Source organism: Anoxybacillus ayderensis, assembly GCF_000833605.1.
GTDB classification, from domain to species: domain Bacteria; phylum Bacillota; class Bacilli; order Bacillales; family Anoxybacillaceae; genus Anoxybacillus; species Anoxybacillus ayderensis.
This window is the reverse complement of the sequence record NZ_JXTG01000006.1, coordinates 72262-89166: the sequence shown is the minus strand read 5'-3', so window position 1 is coordinate 89166 and position 16905 is coordinate 72262. Positions and strand designations below refer to the sequence as shown.

Below are 16905 nucleotides of genomic sequence, written 5' to 3'. Positions count from 1 at the left end.
AAAAAGGGGGTCAATTACTTACTTTTATCATACTCTTTTATTGTTTCAAGCGTGTTACAGTTCAATTAAAGCAACATTACGTTTTTATTACTTAATGTTAAGCTTTTCCTTTAGTTCTTCTACGTAATGTTGTGCGCTTTGTGCCGCAATACTTCCGTCTCCTGTTGCGGTAACAATTTGACGAAGCGACTTTTCACGAACATCCCCCGCTGCAAAAATGCCAGGCACTTTTGTTTCCATCAATTCGTTCGTTTCAATGTAGCCATTTTCATTCGTAATGCCGAGCGAAGCAAACGGCTTTGTTAATGGCACCATACCGATGTAAATAAACACTCCATCACATGGAAACTCACGCTCTTCCCCTGTTTGCGTATGAACGAGCGTCACGCTGCCGACACGACCATCTTTTTCGTTAATTTGCTTTACTGTATGATTCCAAATGAAATCAATTTTTTCATTTGCAAACGCGCGTTGCTGTAAAATTTTTTGTGCACGCAACTGGTCGCGGCGATGAACGATCGTCACTTTGCTTGCGAAGCGTGTTAAATATACGCCTTCTTCTACTGCCGAGTCTCCACCGCCAACGACGACAAGCTCTTTTCCTTTGAAAAACGCTCCGTCACATACTGCACAATATGAAACGCCGCGTCCCCCTAATTCTTTTTCACCAGGAACGCCAAGCTTTTTATACTCCGCTCCTGTCGCAATAATAATCGCACGCGCTTTATATTGTTGGTTGCTTGTTACAACCGTTTTATATTGTTCGCCATCAATCACTTCTTTCACATCGCCGTATGCATATTCAGCGCCGAATTTTTTCGCATGTTCAAACATTTTTGTCGCCAATTCCGGTCCAAGAATATGGTCATAACCTGGATAGTTTTCTACTTCTTCTGTATTTGCCATTTGACCACCAGGAACTCCGCGCTCAAGCATAAGCGTCGATAAATTCGCCCGCGATGTGTATACCGCTGCCGTCATTCCTGCCGGACCTGCACCGATAATAATGACATCATAAATTTTTTCTTGTGACACGTTTCTTCCACCCTTTCTGCATGCTTCTCCATTTTATCGTTTCCATATTTCTATCGTAATACAACAAAACAAAAGGGTCTATTAACTTGCTCATTCGTGCCACTTCTGTTTAATCACTTTCACATACTTTCCGATCGTTGCAACGGACACCCCATAACGTTCTGCCATCATTCGCTGCGTCACACGCTCACCACGATGTTTACGAAACATATATTCAAACGCCGCCGCCCACGCTTCGTGATTAGAAAACGAATCAATTTCCTTCATTGTCTCAACGAAGAAAGAAAACCAAGCAATATATAAAGGCTCATATTCAAAACCGTTATGTTGAACAAGTAACGTGACAATGCGGTGCGCATCTACCATAGGCTTTTGGCGGTCATGATCATATACGTAATCGCTCCACTGTTGTAAAAGCGGATGAGACCACGCTTGCTTTGGAAACGGACAATCGTCTGCTATAAACGATTTGCTAATTAAATATAGCGCATAAAATGAAGAAGCCACATCTTGCTTTTCAAATAAAGATTGAATATGTTCAATCGTCTGTTCACGATAGCGCCACGGCTCGCTTCCTTTTTTATCTGGATGAAGCGCAATTAATTTTTGCCACATCGACTCCGCTAACGTGCGATATCCCATATGATATGCAGCATATGCATACCAATAATAAAACGGTGCATCTCCTTCAAAGCCGCGCCGTTGCAATTGACGAAACCATTGAAACGCTAAATCATAGCGTCCGACAATCGCAAACGTCACTCCAAGCTTGTAACGATGCTCGAGTGAAATCGGATATACCCCTTGCAACGATTGGGTAAGTGAAAACAATCGCTCTTGCTCTTGTAAATAATACGAAAACACCGCATCGTTGCAAAGGGCATGCAAATTGCCTGGATTTTGTTGCAAAATGTATGCGATCGTTTGTCTTGCTTTTTCGACATTCCCTTGATAAAAATAAGCGAGCGCTAAATTGTTATAAGCAGCCCAATTTTCTGGATGTTGTTCAATCATTTCTTCAAACAAAGCAATCGCTTCCTGAAATTCACCTTTTTCAAGCAACGCGCGAGCTCGTTCTTGTTTCATTAACATCTCATCGTAATTGAGCCACTCATCGTCATCTTGTTCAATCGTTAAAATATCTAATAAATCGAGCGTATATTCCGCAAACTCCCCATCTGGCTCGCGTTCCATATACTGTTCAGCATACTTCGCCGCCTCGCCAAATAACCCTAAGTGGGCATAGTTGTTTGCTAAAAAATAAAAACATTCCGTTAAATGACTATCATGTTCAATAACGCGCAATAACCATTCGTTCGATTGCGCATATTCCCCCAATTCTGACAATACAATCGCCAATTGGCACGCAAATGTGCTTTGTTCTGGTTCAAGTTGCACCGCCCGTTGCAAATATGCTTTCGCTTTATGCAAATCCCGGCGACGATAACATGTTAATCCTTTATTAAAAAAGTACGTACCGTCTTGAATAAACGGAATGACTTTTCCGACACGTTTTTGCAAATGTTTTTCCATCGAACCCTCCATGTTGATTTCTTTCACCGAAAGAAAGTATACCACATTTTCGCTTCAGAACAACATGGATGGGGAAAAAAGGATCAGCGATGACGCTCCGCTAATACAGAAAGCACATCATCGAGCGATACGCGCTGCTCACGCAACAAAACGAGCAAATGATATAATAAATCGGCTACTTCCCATCGCAGTTCTTCTTTTGAACGATTTTTTGCTGCAATAATGACTTCTGCGGATTCTTCTCCAACTTTTTTTGCGATCTTATCAATTCCCTTTTCAAATAAATATGTTGTATACGATCCTTCTGGACGTTTCGCTTCACGCTCCGCAATGACCGATTCTAACACATTTAGCACCGCAAAACGATCTGGTTTAACAACAGGCTTTTCACCTTGCAACCGATGATGAAAACAAGAGTACTCTCCTGTGTGGCATGCCGGTCCTTTCGGCTCAACAAGAATAAGAAGCGCATCTGCATCACAGTCGTAGCGAATATCAACAACTTTTTGTACGTTTCCGGACGTTTCTCCTTTATGCCATAACTCTTGCCGCGAGCGGCTATAAAACCATGTTTCTTTCGTTTCTAACGTTTTTTGTAACGATTGCTCGTTCATATATGCTAATGTCAACACTTCTTTACTATGTGCATCTTGTACGATTGTCGGCACAAGCCCTTGCTCATTAAATCGAATATTCATCGAACGTTTACCCCCTTTTCGCGCACGTATTGTTTCACTTGCTGGACAGACGTTTCTTTATAATGAAAAATCGAAGCAGCTAATGCGGCATCTGCTTGAGCCGTTTGAAACACATCGACAAAATGTTGAGCGCACCCTGCCCCTCCCGATGCAATAACAGGGACGGATACCGCTTCACTTACTCGTTTCGTCAACGCCAAATCAAAGCCGTCTTTTCCGCCATCGCGATCCATGCTTGTTAATAAAATTTCTCCTGCTCCGCGTTTCACAGCTTCTTTCGCCCATGCCACGACTTCCCAATCCGTCGGACGTCGACCGCCGTGCGTATAAACACGCCACGATTGCATCGTTGGATCGTACTTTGCGTCAATCGCCACAACAATACATTGCGAACCAAAAAATTGTGCCCCTTCTGTAATAAGCTCTGGACGCAACAATGCCGATGTATTGACAGACACTTTGTCCGCACCCGCACGCAAAATCGTTTTCATATCTTCTAATGTGCGAATGCCGCCTCCGACAGTAAACGGGATCGCAAGCTGAGCAGCAACGCGCCGAACGACGTCTACCATCGTTTTTCGTCCTTCATGTGATGCGGAAATATCTAAAAACACAAGCTCGTCCGCCCCTTGTTCATCGTATATGCGCGCAAGCTCAACCGGATCGCCCGCATCGCGCAACGAAACAAATTGTACACCTTTTACGACGCGACCATCTTTCACATCTAAACAAGGGATAATACGTTTTGTAATCATTTCTCCACCGCCTTTAACGCCTCAGCGATGGTAAACTGATTTGTATATAACGCTTTGCCGACAATTGCTCCACATACTCCGTCGTTTTCGAATTGTTTTAAAGCGCGTAAATCATCAAGCGAGCGAATGCCTCCGGAGGCGATAACACGTTTGTTCGTTTCTTTCGCTAATCGAACGACCGCATCGATATTTGGCCCTGATAACATGCCGTCTGTCGCAATATCCGTAAAAATAAATGTTTCCGCTCCAGCTTCCGCAAGCTGTTTGCCAAGTTCAACCGCTTCGATCGTTGATGTATGCGTCCATCCTTCTGTCGCAACAAACCCATTTTTCGCATCAATGCCGATGACAATGCGCTCACCATATGTGCGAAGCATCGCTTTCACAAACGGAGGATTGGAAATGGCTGCGCTCCCTAAAATGACGCGCGCCACACCTTGCTCTAAATAATAGGCAACATCTTCTTCCGTGCGAATGCCACCACCAATTTGAACGTTTACTCCAAGCGTCTTTGATACTTCAACGACGAACGCATCGTTCACTCGTCTCCCTTCTTTTGCTCCATCTAAATCGACCATATGAATCCATGTCGCACCTTGCGAAACAAACGAACGAGCCATTTCAACCGGGGAATGTCCGTATACTGTTTCTTGATTGTAATCTCCTTGTATAAGACGAACGCACTTTCCGTTGCGCATATCGATCGCTGGATAAATGGTAAACATTAGCCCCTCTCCCTTTCTACAATCCTCGCATAGTTTTGCAATAGACGCATACCGAGCGTTCCGCTTTTCTCGGGATGAAATTGTGTACCAAATATTGTGCCACGTCCAACAACCGCAGGAACTTCCACATCATATTGGGCGCTAGCTAGCACAACCGTTGGTTCATTCGTTTGCACATAATACGAATGAACGAAATATACATGCCCTCGGTCAACACCATCAAAAAGGGGAGATGGTTGATGAAAAATGAGCTCATTCCATCCCATATGTGGCACTTTATACCGTTTTCCCTCTTTTGTCATACCGCTAAAACGAACGACGCGGCCTGGAAGCAACTTTAATCCAGCCGTCAAACCGTTTTCTTCGCTTTCTTCAAACAATAGTTGCATCCCTAAGCAAATGCCGAGAATCGGCTTTCCTTTTGCTACTTGTTCGTGAATAAATGAGTCTAGCTTCGTTTCCGTCAATATGTGCATCGCATCTTTAAATGATCCAACGCCCGGTAAAATGAAGCCATCTGCTTGGCGCAATTTATCTTGATCACTTTCAACAATATACGGCACGTTTAGCCGTTCTAACGCTTTACTGACGCTATATAAATTTCCCATTCCATAATCAATGATGCCGATCATTTACAACATCCCTTTCGTCGACGGTACCGATTTCACGCGCGGATCGATCATCGTTGCCTCATCGAGCGCACGAGCGAGCGCTTTAAATACTGCTTCAATCATATGGTGCGTATTGCGACCGTAATGGATGATGACATGTACATTCATTCGTGCTTCTAATGCGAGTTTCCATAAAAATTCGTGCACGAGCTCGACATCAAATGTCCCTACTTTTTCACTCGGAAACTGGCCGCGAAACTCAAGATGTGGACGATTGCTTACATCAATCACGACTTGGGCAAGCGCATCGTCCATCGGAACGAACGCATTTCCGTATCGTTTGATCCCTTTTTTATCACCGAGCGCTTCTCGAATCGCTTGCCCTAAACAAATGCCAATATCTTCTGTCGTATGATGATCGTCAATGTGCGTATCTCCTTTTGCGTGAACAGATAAATTAAAATGTCCATGTTTTGTAAACAAATCAAGCATATGTGTTAAAAACGGAACCCCTGTTTCCAACTCCGCCTTTCCTTCCCCATCAATCGTAAACGAAAGCTCAATTTGTGTTTCATTCGTCACTCGTTTAATTGTCGCTGTTCGCATCATTTTTCTCTCCTTTTCAATCGTTCCTCTACTGCTCGCGCATGTGCTTCAAGCCCTTCTAACCGCGCAAACGCTGCAATTTTTTCCACATGTTGTTTCCATGCTTGCTCGCTATAAAAAACGATGCTTGACTTTTTCATAAATGCGTCGACTGTTAGCCCAGAAGAAAAACGAGCGGTACCATTTGTCGGTAATACATGATTCGTTCCCGCAAAATAATCTCCAACCGGTTCAGAGCTGTACGGACCTAAAAATATCGCACCTGCATGTCGAATGTCACTTAATTGCTCAAACGGCTCGGCCGTCATAATTTCTAAATGTTCTGGCGCTAATTCGTTTACGACATCGATCGCTTGCTTCATCGTATCGGTCACATAAATGACACCGTAATCGCGAATTGCTTTTTGTGCGATGTTTTTTCGCGGGAGGGTAGCTAATTGCTTTTCGACTTCTTCTTCTACTTTTAACGCAAGCTGTAAAGACGGGGTAACAAATATGCTAACCGCTCGTTCATCATGTTCCGCCTGCGATAATAAATCCGCCGCAATTTCATTCGGCTTTGCCGTCTCATCCGCTAGCACAACAATTTCACTCGGTCCCGCAATCATATCAATGTCGACTTGGCCGAACACTTCCCTTTTCGCGAGTGCGACATAAATGTTTCCAGGTCCAAAAATTTTATCGACCGGCTCAATCGTCTCCGTGCCGTACGCTAATGCAGCAATCGCTTGAGCGCCACCAACTTTATATATTTCTTGAACGCCGAGCTCACATGCCGCAACAAGCACAGCAGCCGGCAACGTTCCACGCTCATTTGGCGGGGAAACGATGACGATACGCTTTACTCCAGCCACTTGCGCAGGAATGACATTCATCAGTACCGATGACGGATAAGCCGCTGTTCCGCCCGGCACATATAAACCGACCGCATCAAGCGGAGTTACTTTTTGTCCGAGAATCGTTCCATCTTCGCGCGTCATAAACCATGACGTCGCGCGTTGCCGCTCGTGATATTCGCGAATGTTTTGTGCCGCTTCGCGAATAATATGAACAATTTCTTCATCAATGAGCCAATACGCTTCTTCAATTTCTTCTTGCGTAACTGCTAGCGTATGAAGTGAAATGCCGTCAAACATTTCCGTATATTTTTTTAGCGCGGCATCTCCGTTATTTCGCACCTCATCAATCATTCGCTTCACCGCTTGTCTTTGCTCTTCCGTTCCGCTTTCAATCGTCCGCCGAAGCGAAACCGTCCCTTGTACACGTTCAATTCTCATTGCTCTCCCCCGCTTTCTCAATCGCATATGTTAAACGATCAACCATATGTTCAATCGCCCGATCTTGCATACGATAACTTACTGGATTGACAATAAAACGCGACGTTACATGAACAATTCGTTCAAGCTCAATGAGCCCATTTTCTTTTAATGTTCGCCCTGTCGAAACAATGTCGACGATTCGTTCCGCTAAACCAATGAGCGGTGCTAATTCAACAGAACCATTTAGTTTAATAATTTCCACTTGTTCCCCTTGTTCACGAAAATATGTCGATGCGATATTTGGATACTTTGTTGCGACTCTCGGGGCGATCGGATGAACGCGCGTGTTCGGTAGCCCTGCCACCGCCAAATAACAAGGGCTAATGCGCAAATCTAACATTTCATACACATCACGCTCTTCCTCAAGAAGCACATCTTTCCCAGCAATGCCGACATCGGCAACCCCGTGTTCCACATATGTCACTACGTCCATTGGCTTTGCTAAAATAAAGCGCAGCTGCTCGTTCGGCACGTCAATCATCAATTTTCGTGAATGTTCTAAATCATCAGGAATGTCATATCCGGCTCGTTTTAACAATACGAGCGCCTCCGTAAAAATACGTCCTTTTGGCATCGCAACCGTCAGCATCATTGTTCATCCTTTCCGCGCTTCCCTAATACGTACACGACATCATCAAACGATGCAGTAAATTGATCCATATTTTGAATACCTGCGATGTGCTGCAATACAACGTTTTCTCCTTTTCGCCTCATTTCCGCTGCTTTCGCATATGCCTCAGTGAAACGTTCTTGACTAAAAATAATGCACGTCGTTTTTTCTCCACGCTGTTGCTCCCCAATCGCTTCCATCAGACGATCGAGCCGCACGCTAAAACCAGTCGCAGGTGATGGACGATGAAATTTCGCTAGCAATTCATCGTATCGTCCACCATTTCCAAGTAAAAATCCAACGTTTTTGGCGTACACTTCAAAAAGAACACCAGTATAGTAGCTCATATGGCTCACTAAGCTCGTATCTAATTTCACCATATCGGTAACGCCATACTGGTCAACATACGTCCATAATTGTTCTAATTCATCAAGAGCGCGTCGCTCCGCTTCTGTCGTCGCATATGCTTTTCCTTCTGCAACGACTTCCTTTCCACCTCGTAATGTTAAAAGGCGTAAAAGGCGATCGCGATCAATCGAAGAAAGCGGCAATGACTTGACATGCTCTCGATAACCGACATAATTTTTTTCATATAAAAAGCGACGTAACGTTTCTACTCGTTGTTCTTGACGCAAAATATCAAAAAACAACGCATCAACGTAACCAATATGACCAATCGTTACCGTAAAATCACGTAGCCCTGCCCGCTTTAACGCAAAAATCATTAAACTAATGACTTCCGCATCGGCATACATCGTGCCGTCTCCGATGTATTCCACACCTACTTGCTCAAACTCTGCCGGTCGTCCTCCTTCCCGCTGTTGAGCGCGAAATACATTTGCTGCATACGCTAAACGGAGCGGGCAACCTTCCTCATACAGCTTCGATGCCGCTAAACGAGCGATGGGGGCAGTCATATCTGGACGCAATACGAGCGTATGTCCTTCACGATCAAGCAGCTTAAATAGTTGCTGATCTAAAATAGCCGATGCCTTTCCAACCGTTTCGTCATATTCTAACGTCGGCGTTTCAATAAACGAATATCCCCACGTTTCGATTTCTGCCATCATCGCTTCGCGCAACAGACGTTTTGTTTTATATACATCCGGCAACGTATCCCGCATGCCGAGCGGCTTCTCAAACATAAATACTCTCATTTTCGTCCCGTCCTTCTTTTACTTTAGTTCGCTAATATATTAGCAAAGTAAAGCTTGTTATTTGTAGTTTACTCCCCGTTTTTCGTTTCGTCAACTACAAACTCATTCGATGTTTTTCAACTTGAATCCTTTCTATTTAATAAAAAAACGCCTTAGCGTTCGCTAAGACGAATGATTTGCATCGGATTGCCGCCAACAAATGCGCCAGCTGGCACATCGCGATGTACGAGCGTACCTGCGGAAACAACGGCACGATCCCCGATCGTCACACCTGGCAAAATGGTTGTATTCGCTCCAATCATGACATCGTCGCCGATGATAACGTCTCCAAGCCGATACTCGTTCACTAAATATTCATGCGCTAAAATCGTCGTATTATAACCAATAATTGTGTTATTGCCAATGCGAATTTTTTCTGGGAACAAAATATCTGGCATCACCATGAACGCGAGCGCCGTATGTTCGCCAATTTCCATGCGTAAAAACGTGCGATACAACCAGTTTTTCAGCGGAAAAAAAGGAGTATACCGCCCGATGAAAATGATAATGACATTTTTCAATACTTTCCAAAACGAAACGGTTCGATATAGTTGCCATAAAGAGTTTGCCCCTTGTACAGCATGGCGTTCAGTTTTTCTCAACGCCAATCACCCCTAAAATACTTAACAAATCGCTCATTTTCTCAAGCATAAAATCCGGCTCGTATTTAGCTAAATGCTCGCGTCCTTTAATCGTCCAAGCCACCCCTGCCGTTTTTGTCCCCGCATGTTTTCCTGCTAAAATGTCATGGTGATTATCCCCGACCATTAACGTTTCTTCCGGCTTCGCTTGCAAACAAGCGAGCGCTTTTTCAATCGGTTCCGGATGCGGCTTCGCATGCTCAACGTCATCGAGCGTAATGATGCATTGGAAGAACGAGTCTAACTTTGTTAACTTCAATCCCATATTGACTGTATGACGAATTTTCGTCGTCACAATGCCGAGTTTAAACCCTTGTTCGTGTAACGTTTGTACCGTATCATATACCGTTTCATATTCTTTCACTAACGCATCATGATGGGCATGGTTAAACGCCCGATACGTTTCAATCATTTCATCGACGCGCTCTGGATTGATCGCTTCAAACGTATCACGTAATGGCGGACCAATAAAAGCAAGTACATCTTCGCGCGTATATTGATTTGGATAGTAATGGTTGAGCGTATGCAAAAATGATTCAATAATTAAGTCATTCGTATTAATAAGCGTTCCATCTAAGTCAAACAAAATCGTATTAATATTCATACGTTGCTTCCTTTCTTTTTCGATGTTCCATGCGATTCCAAATGAAACTGAGCGTAGCCGTCAATAAAATAGCTGTGACAAGCCGAATGATAAGAAGCGGCCAGACGGGAATACCAAGCGGCACAAACAATAGCGTATCTTCTACAACCGCATGGCACGCCACTAAAAATAAAAACGTTAACGTTAAATCTTTTTTAGACACCCCATCTTCTTTCACCGCTTGAATCATCACACCCGCACCATAAGCGAGCCCAAACAATAAACCTGCCGCCATCGTCAGCGATGCATTTTCACGAATGCCGAGTAAACGCGCAAACGGGGATAACCATTTCGAAAACGTATCCAGCCACTTTAATTCTTTTAACACTTGAATGGCAATCATCAACGGAATAATGATCAACGCAAGCTGTCCAATGCCGTATAACGCTTTTTCGATTCCTGTCCAAGCGATTTCCCCCCACGTATTCGGCGTGGTTGAAGCCTGCGGTACAAGTCCGTATTTCGCCATTTGTTGTCCGCCGTCCCATAAGACGTGAATGAGCCAAGCAGCACTAAACGCTAACCCGACGCGAACCACAACCGTCCACCAAACACGAACACCTACTTGCGCGGCAACGGCAGACTCAACGAGCATATTGTGCGAAAACGACAACATGACAGCCAAAATAAACACTTCTTTCACTGTCAAATCCATCGTTAACATCGCACCAATGCCAGCGTATAAATTTAAAAAATTGCCGAGCACTAAAACGAGTGCAGCATCCCCCGGTAAACCGATCCAACGCATTATCGGCGTCAACATGTTTGTCACCCAAGGCAAAACGGGGGAGTATTGTAGCAATGTCACAATGACGGTAATCGGAAAAATGACTTTTCCGAGCGTCCATGTCGTTTTCAATCCAACAAACAAACCCCTTTGAAACATGCCGCTCTCCCCCTTAATCGTTGTACCGCTCGTTTGCTAAGCCGCGCATGCGGCGCAAAACGATCATTCCAACCGCAAATGCAATAAGCAACAGTGAAATAAACTGCGCCATACGAATCGTTTCCGTCAACATTAAGCTATCTGTGCGCAATCCTTCAATGAAAAAGCGCCCGATTGAATACCAAATGATGTACGTGAAAAATAACTCTCCTCGCCTTAAATTTCTTCTCCGCAACGCAAGCAAAAGGAGAAAACCGAGCATGTTCCATAATGATTCATATAAAAATGTCGGATGATAATATTGCCCTTGTATGTACATTTGATTAATGATCCAATCTGGCAAATGTAAACTTTCTAAAAACGCACGCGACACCGGCCCACCGTGCGCCTCTTGATTCATAAAGTTGCCCCAACGTCCGATCGCCTGCCCTAAAATAATGCTCGGGGCTGCAATATCAGCTAATTTCCAAAACGACAATTTTCGCTTTTTCGCAAAAATGACACCTGTCACAATTGCACCAATTAAACCGCCATGAATGGCCAAGCCACCGTGCCAAATTTGCGGAATTTCACTTATATGTTTGGAATAGTAGTCCCATTGAAAAATAACGTAATACGCACGTGCGCATAAAATCGCAATCGGCACAGCAATTAATACAAGATCAACAAACGTTTCTTTTCGTATACCTAACCGCTCGCTTTCTCGCGTAGCTAGCCAAAGTCCAAGCAATACACCCGTCGCAATAATGACACCGTACCAGTAAATTGTAATTGGACCGAGCTGGAAAAAAACACGATCGAGCGGTTCAATATGCATGAACATTCCTACTCATCCTCTCATTCATAATCATGTTCCGCATCGCCAATCGCATCCGCCAGACGAGCAGAAAATTCTTCCGCCGCATTCACGCCCATCCGTTTTAGACGGAAATTCATCGCCGCCACTTCAATAATGACCGCTAAATTTCGTCCCGGGCGAACAGGGATCGTCAATTTCGTCACTTCCGTATCAATAATTTTTACCTTTTCTTCTTCAAGACCGAGACGATCATATTGTTTGTTTGGATCCCATAATTCTAAATCAATGATGAGCGAAATACGTTTATGCGGGCGCACCGCTCCTGCTCCAAATAGCGTCATGACGTTAATGATGCCAAGTCCGCGAATTTCAAGTAAATGTTCAATCAGTTCTGGTGCGCTACCAATCAATAAGTTTTCATCTTCTTGGCGAATTTCGACGCAATCATCTGCCACGAGGCGATGTCCGCGCTTCACGAGCTCAAGCGCCGTTTCACTCTTTCCGACACCGCTTTTCCCTGTAATGAGCACGCCGACACCGTACACATCGACGAGCACACCGTGCACAGCTGTCGTCGGTGCTAACTTACTTTCTAAATAGTTTGTCAGACGGCTAGCAAGCCGCGTCGTCTTCATCGTTGAACGCATCACCGGCACTTCTTTTTTCTCTGATGCTTCAATCAGTTCTTTTGGCACTTCTAATCCGCGTGAGACGATAATCGCAGGGGTAATATCGGTACATAACTTTTCCATGCGCAATCGCTTTTCTACAGGTGTTAATCGTTCAAAAAACGATAGTTCTGTCATGCCGAGCAATTGTACACGTTCCGCTGGATAATATGCAAAATAGCCGGCCATTTCAATGCCCGGACGAGATAAATCACTCGTTGTAATCGGGCGATGAATCCCTTCCGCCCCGCTTACAAGTTCAAATTGAAACTCATCAATTAAATCTTTTGTCCGCACTTTCGGCATATGAATCCCTCCTTCTTCCTTTTCTCATTGTAACACTTTCACGTAAAAATAAAAACGCTCACGCACGAAGCGGAACGTTTTACTTTTCTTTTCTCACTGACTCAATGATTAAGTGAAATAAAGAAATAGCAAGCGATGCAAATAATGCAGTACGAAAGCCGCCAATTTGAAACGAACTTCCCATGAGCCATGCTGTCATCGCTAATGTGATTGCGTTAATGACGAACAAAAACAATCCAAACGTCAATACAGTGACAGGAAGCGTTAGTAAAACAAGTAGCGGTCGAACGAACGTATTGAGAAAAGACAAAAGGACACTGGCAACGAGCGCTGCCCCAACGCCTGATAAATAAATGGAGTCAAAATATCCGGCTAGCGCCAGCAATAAAACAGCGTTGATTGCGATATGTGCAACCCATCTCATACAATGTTCTCCTCACTTGGAATAATTAACACTGCAAGCGCATATAAAATCGCAAACGGCATGACGCCGGTAATCAATAATAACGCGACAAACAATAAACGAACGACGGTTGCATCCATGTTCATGTAAGCTGCTAATCCGCTCAACACGCCCGCAACCATGCGATGATGACGAGGTCGCACAAGCTTTTTCATTCATATATCCCTCCCGCTTCCTGTATCACTTGTATACCTTTTATAACATTCCAAACAATGACAATCACATGTACAATGCCGCCAACAACGATCCCGATAAACGGAAGGCCGATCCATCCGTCTACTCCAACGATTGTGAATATAAAAAACAATCCAAACGCTATCATGACAATCGCAATAGGGATGAGATGAGACAATAATGATTTTTTCGCATGCTCTTTTACTCGTTCATGTTTCGTGACAAAATAAACGATAATCGGAAATAAAAACGGAGCAAAAAATACACTGAAATAACATAACGCCGCAAGCAATTTATTTCCTTCCATCCATATCTTCCCCTTTCCCTTTACTTATATATACGATTGATGGAAAAGAAAGTTTCGTAAAAAAACCGAGCGCATTATACGCTCGGTATACGTTGACGCATGCGTTCGCGGTCGCGTTGTAAAATCGGTAGTAAGTACCGTCCTGTATATGATTGCTCTATTTGTGCAACTTGTTCTGGCGTACCTGCCGCAACGATTTGTCCGCCGCCATCTCCACCTTCTGGTCCAAGGTCGATAATATAATCTGCCGTTTTAATGACGTCCAAGTTATGTTCGATGACGAGCACCGTATCCCCTTGTTCAACGAGCCGCTGTAAAACGTTTAATAAACGGGCAATATCATCAACATGCAAACCCGTTGTCGGTTCGTCTAAAATGTATAACGTTCTTCCTGTTGAACGGCGATGTAGCTCCGATGCTAACTTCACCCGCTGCGCCTCGCCTCCAGAAAGCGTCGTGGCCGGCTGCCCGAGTTGCATGTAGCCAAGCCCGACATCGTAAAGCGTTTGTAGCTTTCGTTTAATTTTCGGGATATTTTCGAAAAACGTCAACGCCTCTTCGACTGTCATATCAAGCACTTCCGCAATGTTTTTATCTTTATATTTCACTTCCAACGTTTCGCGGTTGTACCGTTTCCCGTGACATACTTCACACGGCACGTACACATCAGGCAAAAAGTGCATTTCAATTTTAATAATTCCATCCCCGCGGCACGCTTCACAACGACCGCCTTTTACATTGAAGCTAAACCGCCCTTTTTGATATCCGCGCATTTTCGCTTCGTTCGTCGTCGCAAATAAATCGCGAATATCATCGAAGACGCCTGTATATGTCGCAGGGTTCGAGCGCGGCGTCCGCCCGATTGGCGACTGATCAATGTCGATCACTTTATCTAAATAGTCGATGCCGCGAATGTCTGTATGTTCTCCCGGCTTCACTTTCGCATGATGTAATTTTTGCGCTAACGCTTTATGCAAAATTTCATTAATGAGCGTGCTTTTTCCTGAACCGGATACGCCTGTCACCGCAACAAACAGTCCGAGCGGAATGCGAACATCGACGTTTTTCAAATTGTTTTCTCGCGCCCCGATTACTTCAAGCCAACGACCGTCTGGCTTTCTCCGTTCAATCGGAAGCGGAATAAATTTTTTCCCTGATAAATATTGGCCCGTTAATGAATGCGAATCGTTCATTACTTCTTCCGGTGTTCCAGCGGCAACGACTTGTCCGCCGTGTGCTCCGGCTCCCGGCCCGATGTCAATTAAATAATCTGCCGCAAGCATCGTATCTTCATCGTGCTCAACGACAATGAGCGTGTTCCCTAAATCGCGCATGCTTTGCAATGTCGCAATTAATCGATCGTTATCGCGCTGATGAAGACCAATAGAAGGTTCGTCTAACACGTATAATACACCCGTTAAGCGCGAGCCAATTTGCGTCGCTAGTCGAATGCGTTGCGCTTCTCCTCCCGAAAGCGTTCCTGCAGCGCGATTTAACGTTAAATAATCGAGTCCGACGTTTTTTAAAAAACCGAGCCGTTCAACAATTTCACGTAAAATCAAATGGGCGATTTTTTGTTCTTTTTCCGTTAGGTGAAGCGTTTCAAAAAACGTTAACGCTTCGTTCACCGACATCGCTGTCACTTCGCCAATATGTTTGCCGCCAACGAACACAGCTAAACTTTCCTTTTTCAAACGGTTGCCATGACACGTCGGACACGGCTGTTCGGTCATATATTTTTCCATTTGCTCCCGTACGTAATCGGACGTCGTTTCACGATAACGGCGTTCAACGTTTCGCACGACCCCTTCAAATTCCACATACGTTTCACGCACATGACCGAAGTCGTTTTCATAACGAAAATATATTTTTTCGCCATTTGATCCGTACAATAAAAGGTCGAGCTGTTCTTTCGGCAACTGTTTTACAGGCACGTCCATATCGATGCCGTAATGTCGACATACCGTTTCTAACAATTGCGGATAATATTGCGAGCTTTGCGGTTCCCATGGAGCAAGCGCATGTTCACGAAGCGTCAGCTCTTTATTAGGAATGACTAAATCGAGATCGACTTCAAGCTTTGCCCCTAATCCGTCACATGATGGACATGCGCCGTACGGGCTGTTAAATGAAAATAGGCGCGGCTCTAGTTCGCCAATCGAAAAGCCGCAATGCGGACAAGCGTGATGTTCACTAAACAACAATTCTTCTTGTCCGATCACATCGACGAGCACTTTGCCTTCTGCAAGCTTTAACGCCGTTTCAAGCGAATCGGCAAGGCGTGGCTGAATACCTTCTTTCATCACAATGCGATCTACGACGACTTCAATACAATGTTTTTTATTTTTCTCAAGCACGATGTCTTCCGATACGTCACGCAATTCTCCGTCGACGCGAACGCGCACATACCCTTGTTTTTTTATTTCTTCTAACGTTTTCACATGCGTTCCTTTTCGTCCGGAAACGATAGGCGCTAATATTTGCATCTTCGTCCGCTCTGGATATTGCATAAGGCGGTCAACCATTTGTTCAATCGTTTGCGACGTAATTTCAATGCCATGCGTTGGACAAACAGGGCGACCGATGCGCGCAAACAGTAAACGTAAATAATCGTAAATTTCCGTCACCGTTCCGACCGTTGAACGCGGATTGCGGCTCGTCGTTTTTTGGTCAATGGAAATGGCAGGCGACAGCCCTTCAATCGAATCGACGTCTGGTTTGTCCATTTGCCCTAAAAATTGGCGGGCGTACGCCGATAACGACTCGACATAGCGCCGTTGTCCTTCCGCATAAATGGTGTCAAACGCAAGCGATGATTTTCCAGAGCCAGATAACCCCGTCAACACAACAAGTTTGTTGCGCGGAATGACGACATCAATATTTTTTAAATTGTGCGCACGCGCTCCTTTGACGACAATATGATCCATTCG

General features: G+C 44.5%; 19 protein-coding genes. All 19 read right to left on the bottom strand.

What is annotated here, in order from left to right:
• Positions 1-87: 87 nt before the first annotated feature.
• Positions 88-1035, bottom strand: coding sequence for a thioredoxin-disulfide reductase (gene trxB, locus JV16_RS07710; protein ID WP_009362298.1), 948 nt, complete (start codon positions 1033-1035; stop codon positions 88-90).
• 90 nt (positions 1036-1125) lie between these two features.
• The gene (locus JV16_RS07705; RefSeq protein ID WP_009362299.1) at positions 1126-2568 is read right to left on the bottom strand and encodes a tetratricopeptide repeat protein; all 1443 of its coding nucleotides are present in this window, start codon (positions 2566-2568) and stop codon (positions 1126-1128) included.
• 83 nt (positions 2569-2651) lie between these two features.
• Positions 2652-3266, bottom strand: coding sequence for a bifunctional phosphoribosyl-AMP cyclohydrolase/phosphoribosyl-ATP diphosphatase HisIE (gene hisIE / locus JV16_RS07700; protein ID WP_042535055.1), 615 nt, complete (start codon positions 3264-3266; stop codon positions 2652-2654).
• The gene (hisF, locus tag JV16_RS07695) at positions 3263-4021 is read right to left on the bottom strand and encodes an imidazole glycerol phosphate synthase subunit HisF (RefSeq protein ID WP_009362301.1); all 759 of its coding nucleotides are present in this window, start codon (positions 4019-4021) and stop codon (positions 3263-3265) included. Before hisF ends, hisIE begins: the two co-directional genes overlap by 4 nt.
• Positions 4018-4746, bottom strand: coding sequence for a 1-(5-phosphoribosyl)-5-[(5-phosphoribosylamino)methylideneamino]imidazole-4-carboxamide isomerase (gene hisA / locus JV16_RS07690; protein WP_042535053.1), 729 nt, complete (start codon positions 4744-4746; stop codon positions 4018-4020). Before hisA ends, hisF begins: the two co-directional genes overlap by 4 nt.
• Entirely contained in the window at positions 4746-5378 is a 633-nt protein-coding gene (gene hisH / locus JV16_RS07685) for an imidazole glycerol phosphate synthase subunit HisH (RefSeq protein WP_009362303.1), read from the bottom strand. Before hisH ends, hisA begins: the two co-directional genes overlap by 1 nt.
• Positions 5379-5966, bottom strand: a complete 588-nt coding sequence (gene hisB, locus JV16_RS07680; RefSeq protein ID WP_042535051.1) for an imidazoleglycerol-phosphate dehydratase HisB — start codon at positions 5964-5966, stop codon at positions 5379-5381. It abuts the gene before it with no gap.
• Positions 5963-7240: a histidinol dehydrogenase gene (gene hisD / locus JV16_RS07675; RefSeq protein WP_042535049.1), complete on the bottom strand. Its 1278-nt coding sequence runs from the start codon at positions 7238-7240 to the stop codon at positions 5963-5965. Before hisD ends, hisB begins: the two co-directional genes overlap by 4 nt.
• Positions 7230-7871, bottom strand: a complete 642-nt coding sequence (gene hisG, locus JV16_RS07670) for an ATP phosphoribosyltransferase (RefSeq protein WP_165551134.1) — start codon at positions 7869-7871, stop codon at positions 7230-7232. The genes hisD and hisG overlap by 11 nt, the downstream gene beginning before the upstream one ends.
• On the bottom strand, positions 7871-9049 hold the full coding sequence (locus tag JV16_RS07665; RefSeq protein WP_021093709.1) for an ATP phosphoribosyltransferase regulatory subunit: 1179 nt from the start codon (positions 9047-9049) through the stop codon (positions 7871-7873). Before JV16_RS07665 ends, hisG begins: the two co-directional genes overlap by 1 nt.
• Before the next feature lie 152 nt (positions 9050-9201).
• Positions 9202-9690, bottom strand: a complete 489-nt coding sequence (locus tag JV16_RS07660; protein ID WP_009362308.1) for an acyltransferase — start codon at positions 9688-9690, stop codon at positions 9202-9204.
• On the bottom strand, positions 9677-10333 hold the full coding sequence (gene ppaX / locus JV16_RS07655) for a pyrophosphatase PpaX (protein ID WP_042535047.1): 657 nt from the start codon (positions 10331-10333) through the stop codon (positions 9677-9679). The genes JV16_RS07660 and ppaX overlap by 14 nt, the downstream gene beginning before the upstream one ends.
• Positions 10323-11258 (bottom strand): nucleoside recognition domain-containing protein, encoded by a 936-nt coding sequence (locus JV16_RS07650; RefSeq protein ID WP_042535045.1) that lies wholly within the window; start codon positions 11256-11258, stop codon positions 10323-10325. Before JV16_RS07650 ends, ppaX begins: the two co-directional genes overlap by 11 nt.
• Positions 11259-11271: 13 nt before the next feature.
• Positions 11272-12081, bottom strand: coding sequence for a prolipoprotein diacylglyceryl transferase (gene lgt / locus JV16_RS07645; protein ID WP_035062833.1), 810 nt, complete (start codon positions 12079-12081; stop codon positions 11272-11274).
• Between the two features lie 14 nt (positions 12082-12095).
• A complete protein-coding gene (gene hprK, locus JV16_RS07640; RefSeq protein WP_021093714.1) occupies positions 12096-13031 on the bottom strand; it encodes an HPr(Ser) kinase/phosphatase in 936 nt (311 codons plus the stop codon).
• 79 nt (positions 13032-13110) lie between these two features.
• Complete coding sequence (locus JV16_RS07635) at positions 13111-13455, bottom strand: phage holin family protein (RefSeq protein WP_042535042.1); 345 nt, start codon at positions 13453-13455, stop codon at positions 13111-13113.
• Positions 13452-13649: a PspC domain-containing protein gene (locus JV16_RS07630; protein ID WP_021093716.1), complete on the bottom strand. Its 198-nt coding sequence runs from the start codon at positions 13647-13649 to the stop codon at positions 13452-13454. The genes JV16_RS07635 and JV16_RS07630 overlap by 4 nt, the downstream gene beginning before the upstream one ends.
• Positions 13646-13975 carry a magnetosome magnetite crystal formation protein family gene (locus tag JV16_RS07625; RefSeq protein ID WP_021093717.1) on the bottom strand — a complete coding sequence of 110 codons (330 nt, stop codon included), beginning with the start codon at positions 13973-13975 and terminating at the stop codon, positions 13646-13648. Before JV16_RS07625 ends, JV16_RS07630 begins: the two co-directional genes overlap by 4 nt.
• Positions 13976-14049: 74 nt before the next feature.
• The gene (uvrA, locus tag JV16_RS07620; RefSeq protein ID WP_042535040.1) at positions 14050-16902 is read right to left on the bottom strand and encodes an excinuclease ABC subunit UvrA; all 2853 of its coding nucleotides are present in this window, start codon (positions 16900-16902) and stop codon (positions 14050-14052) included.
• Positions 16903-16905: the final 3 nt, after the last annotated feature.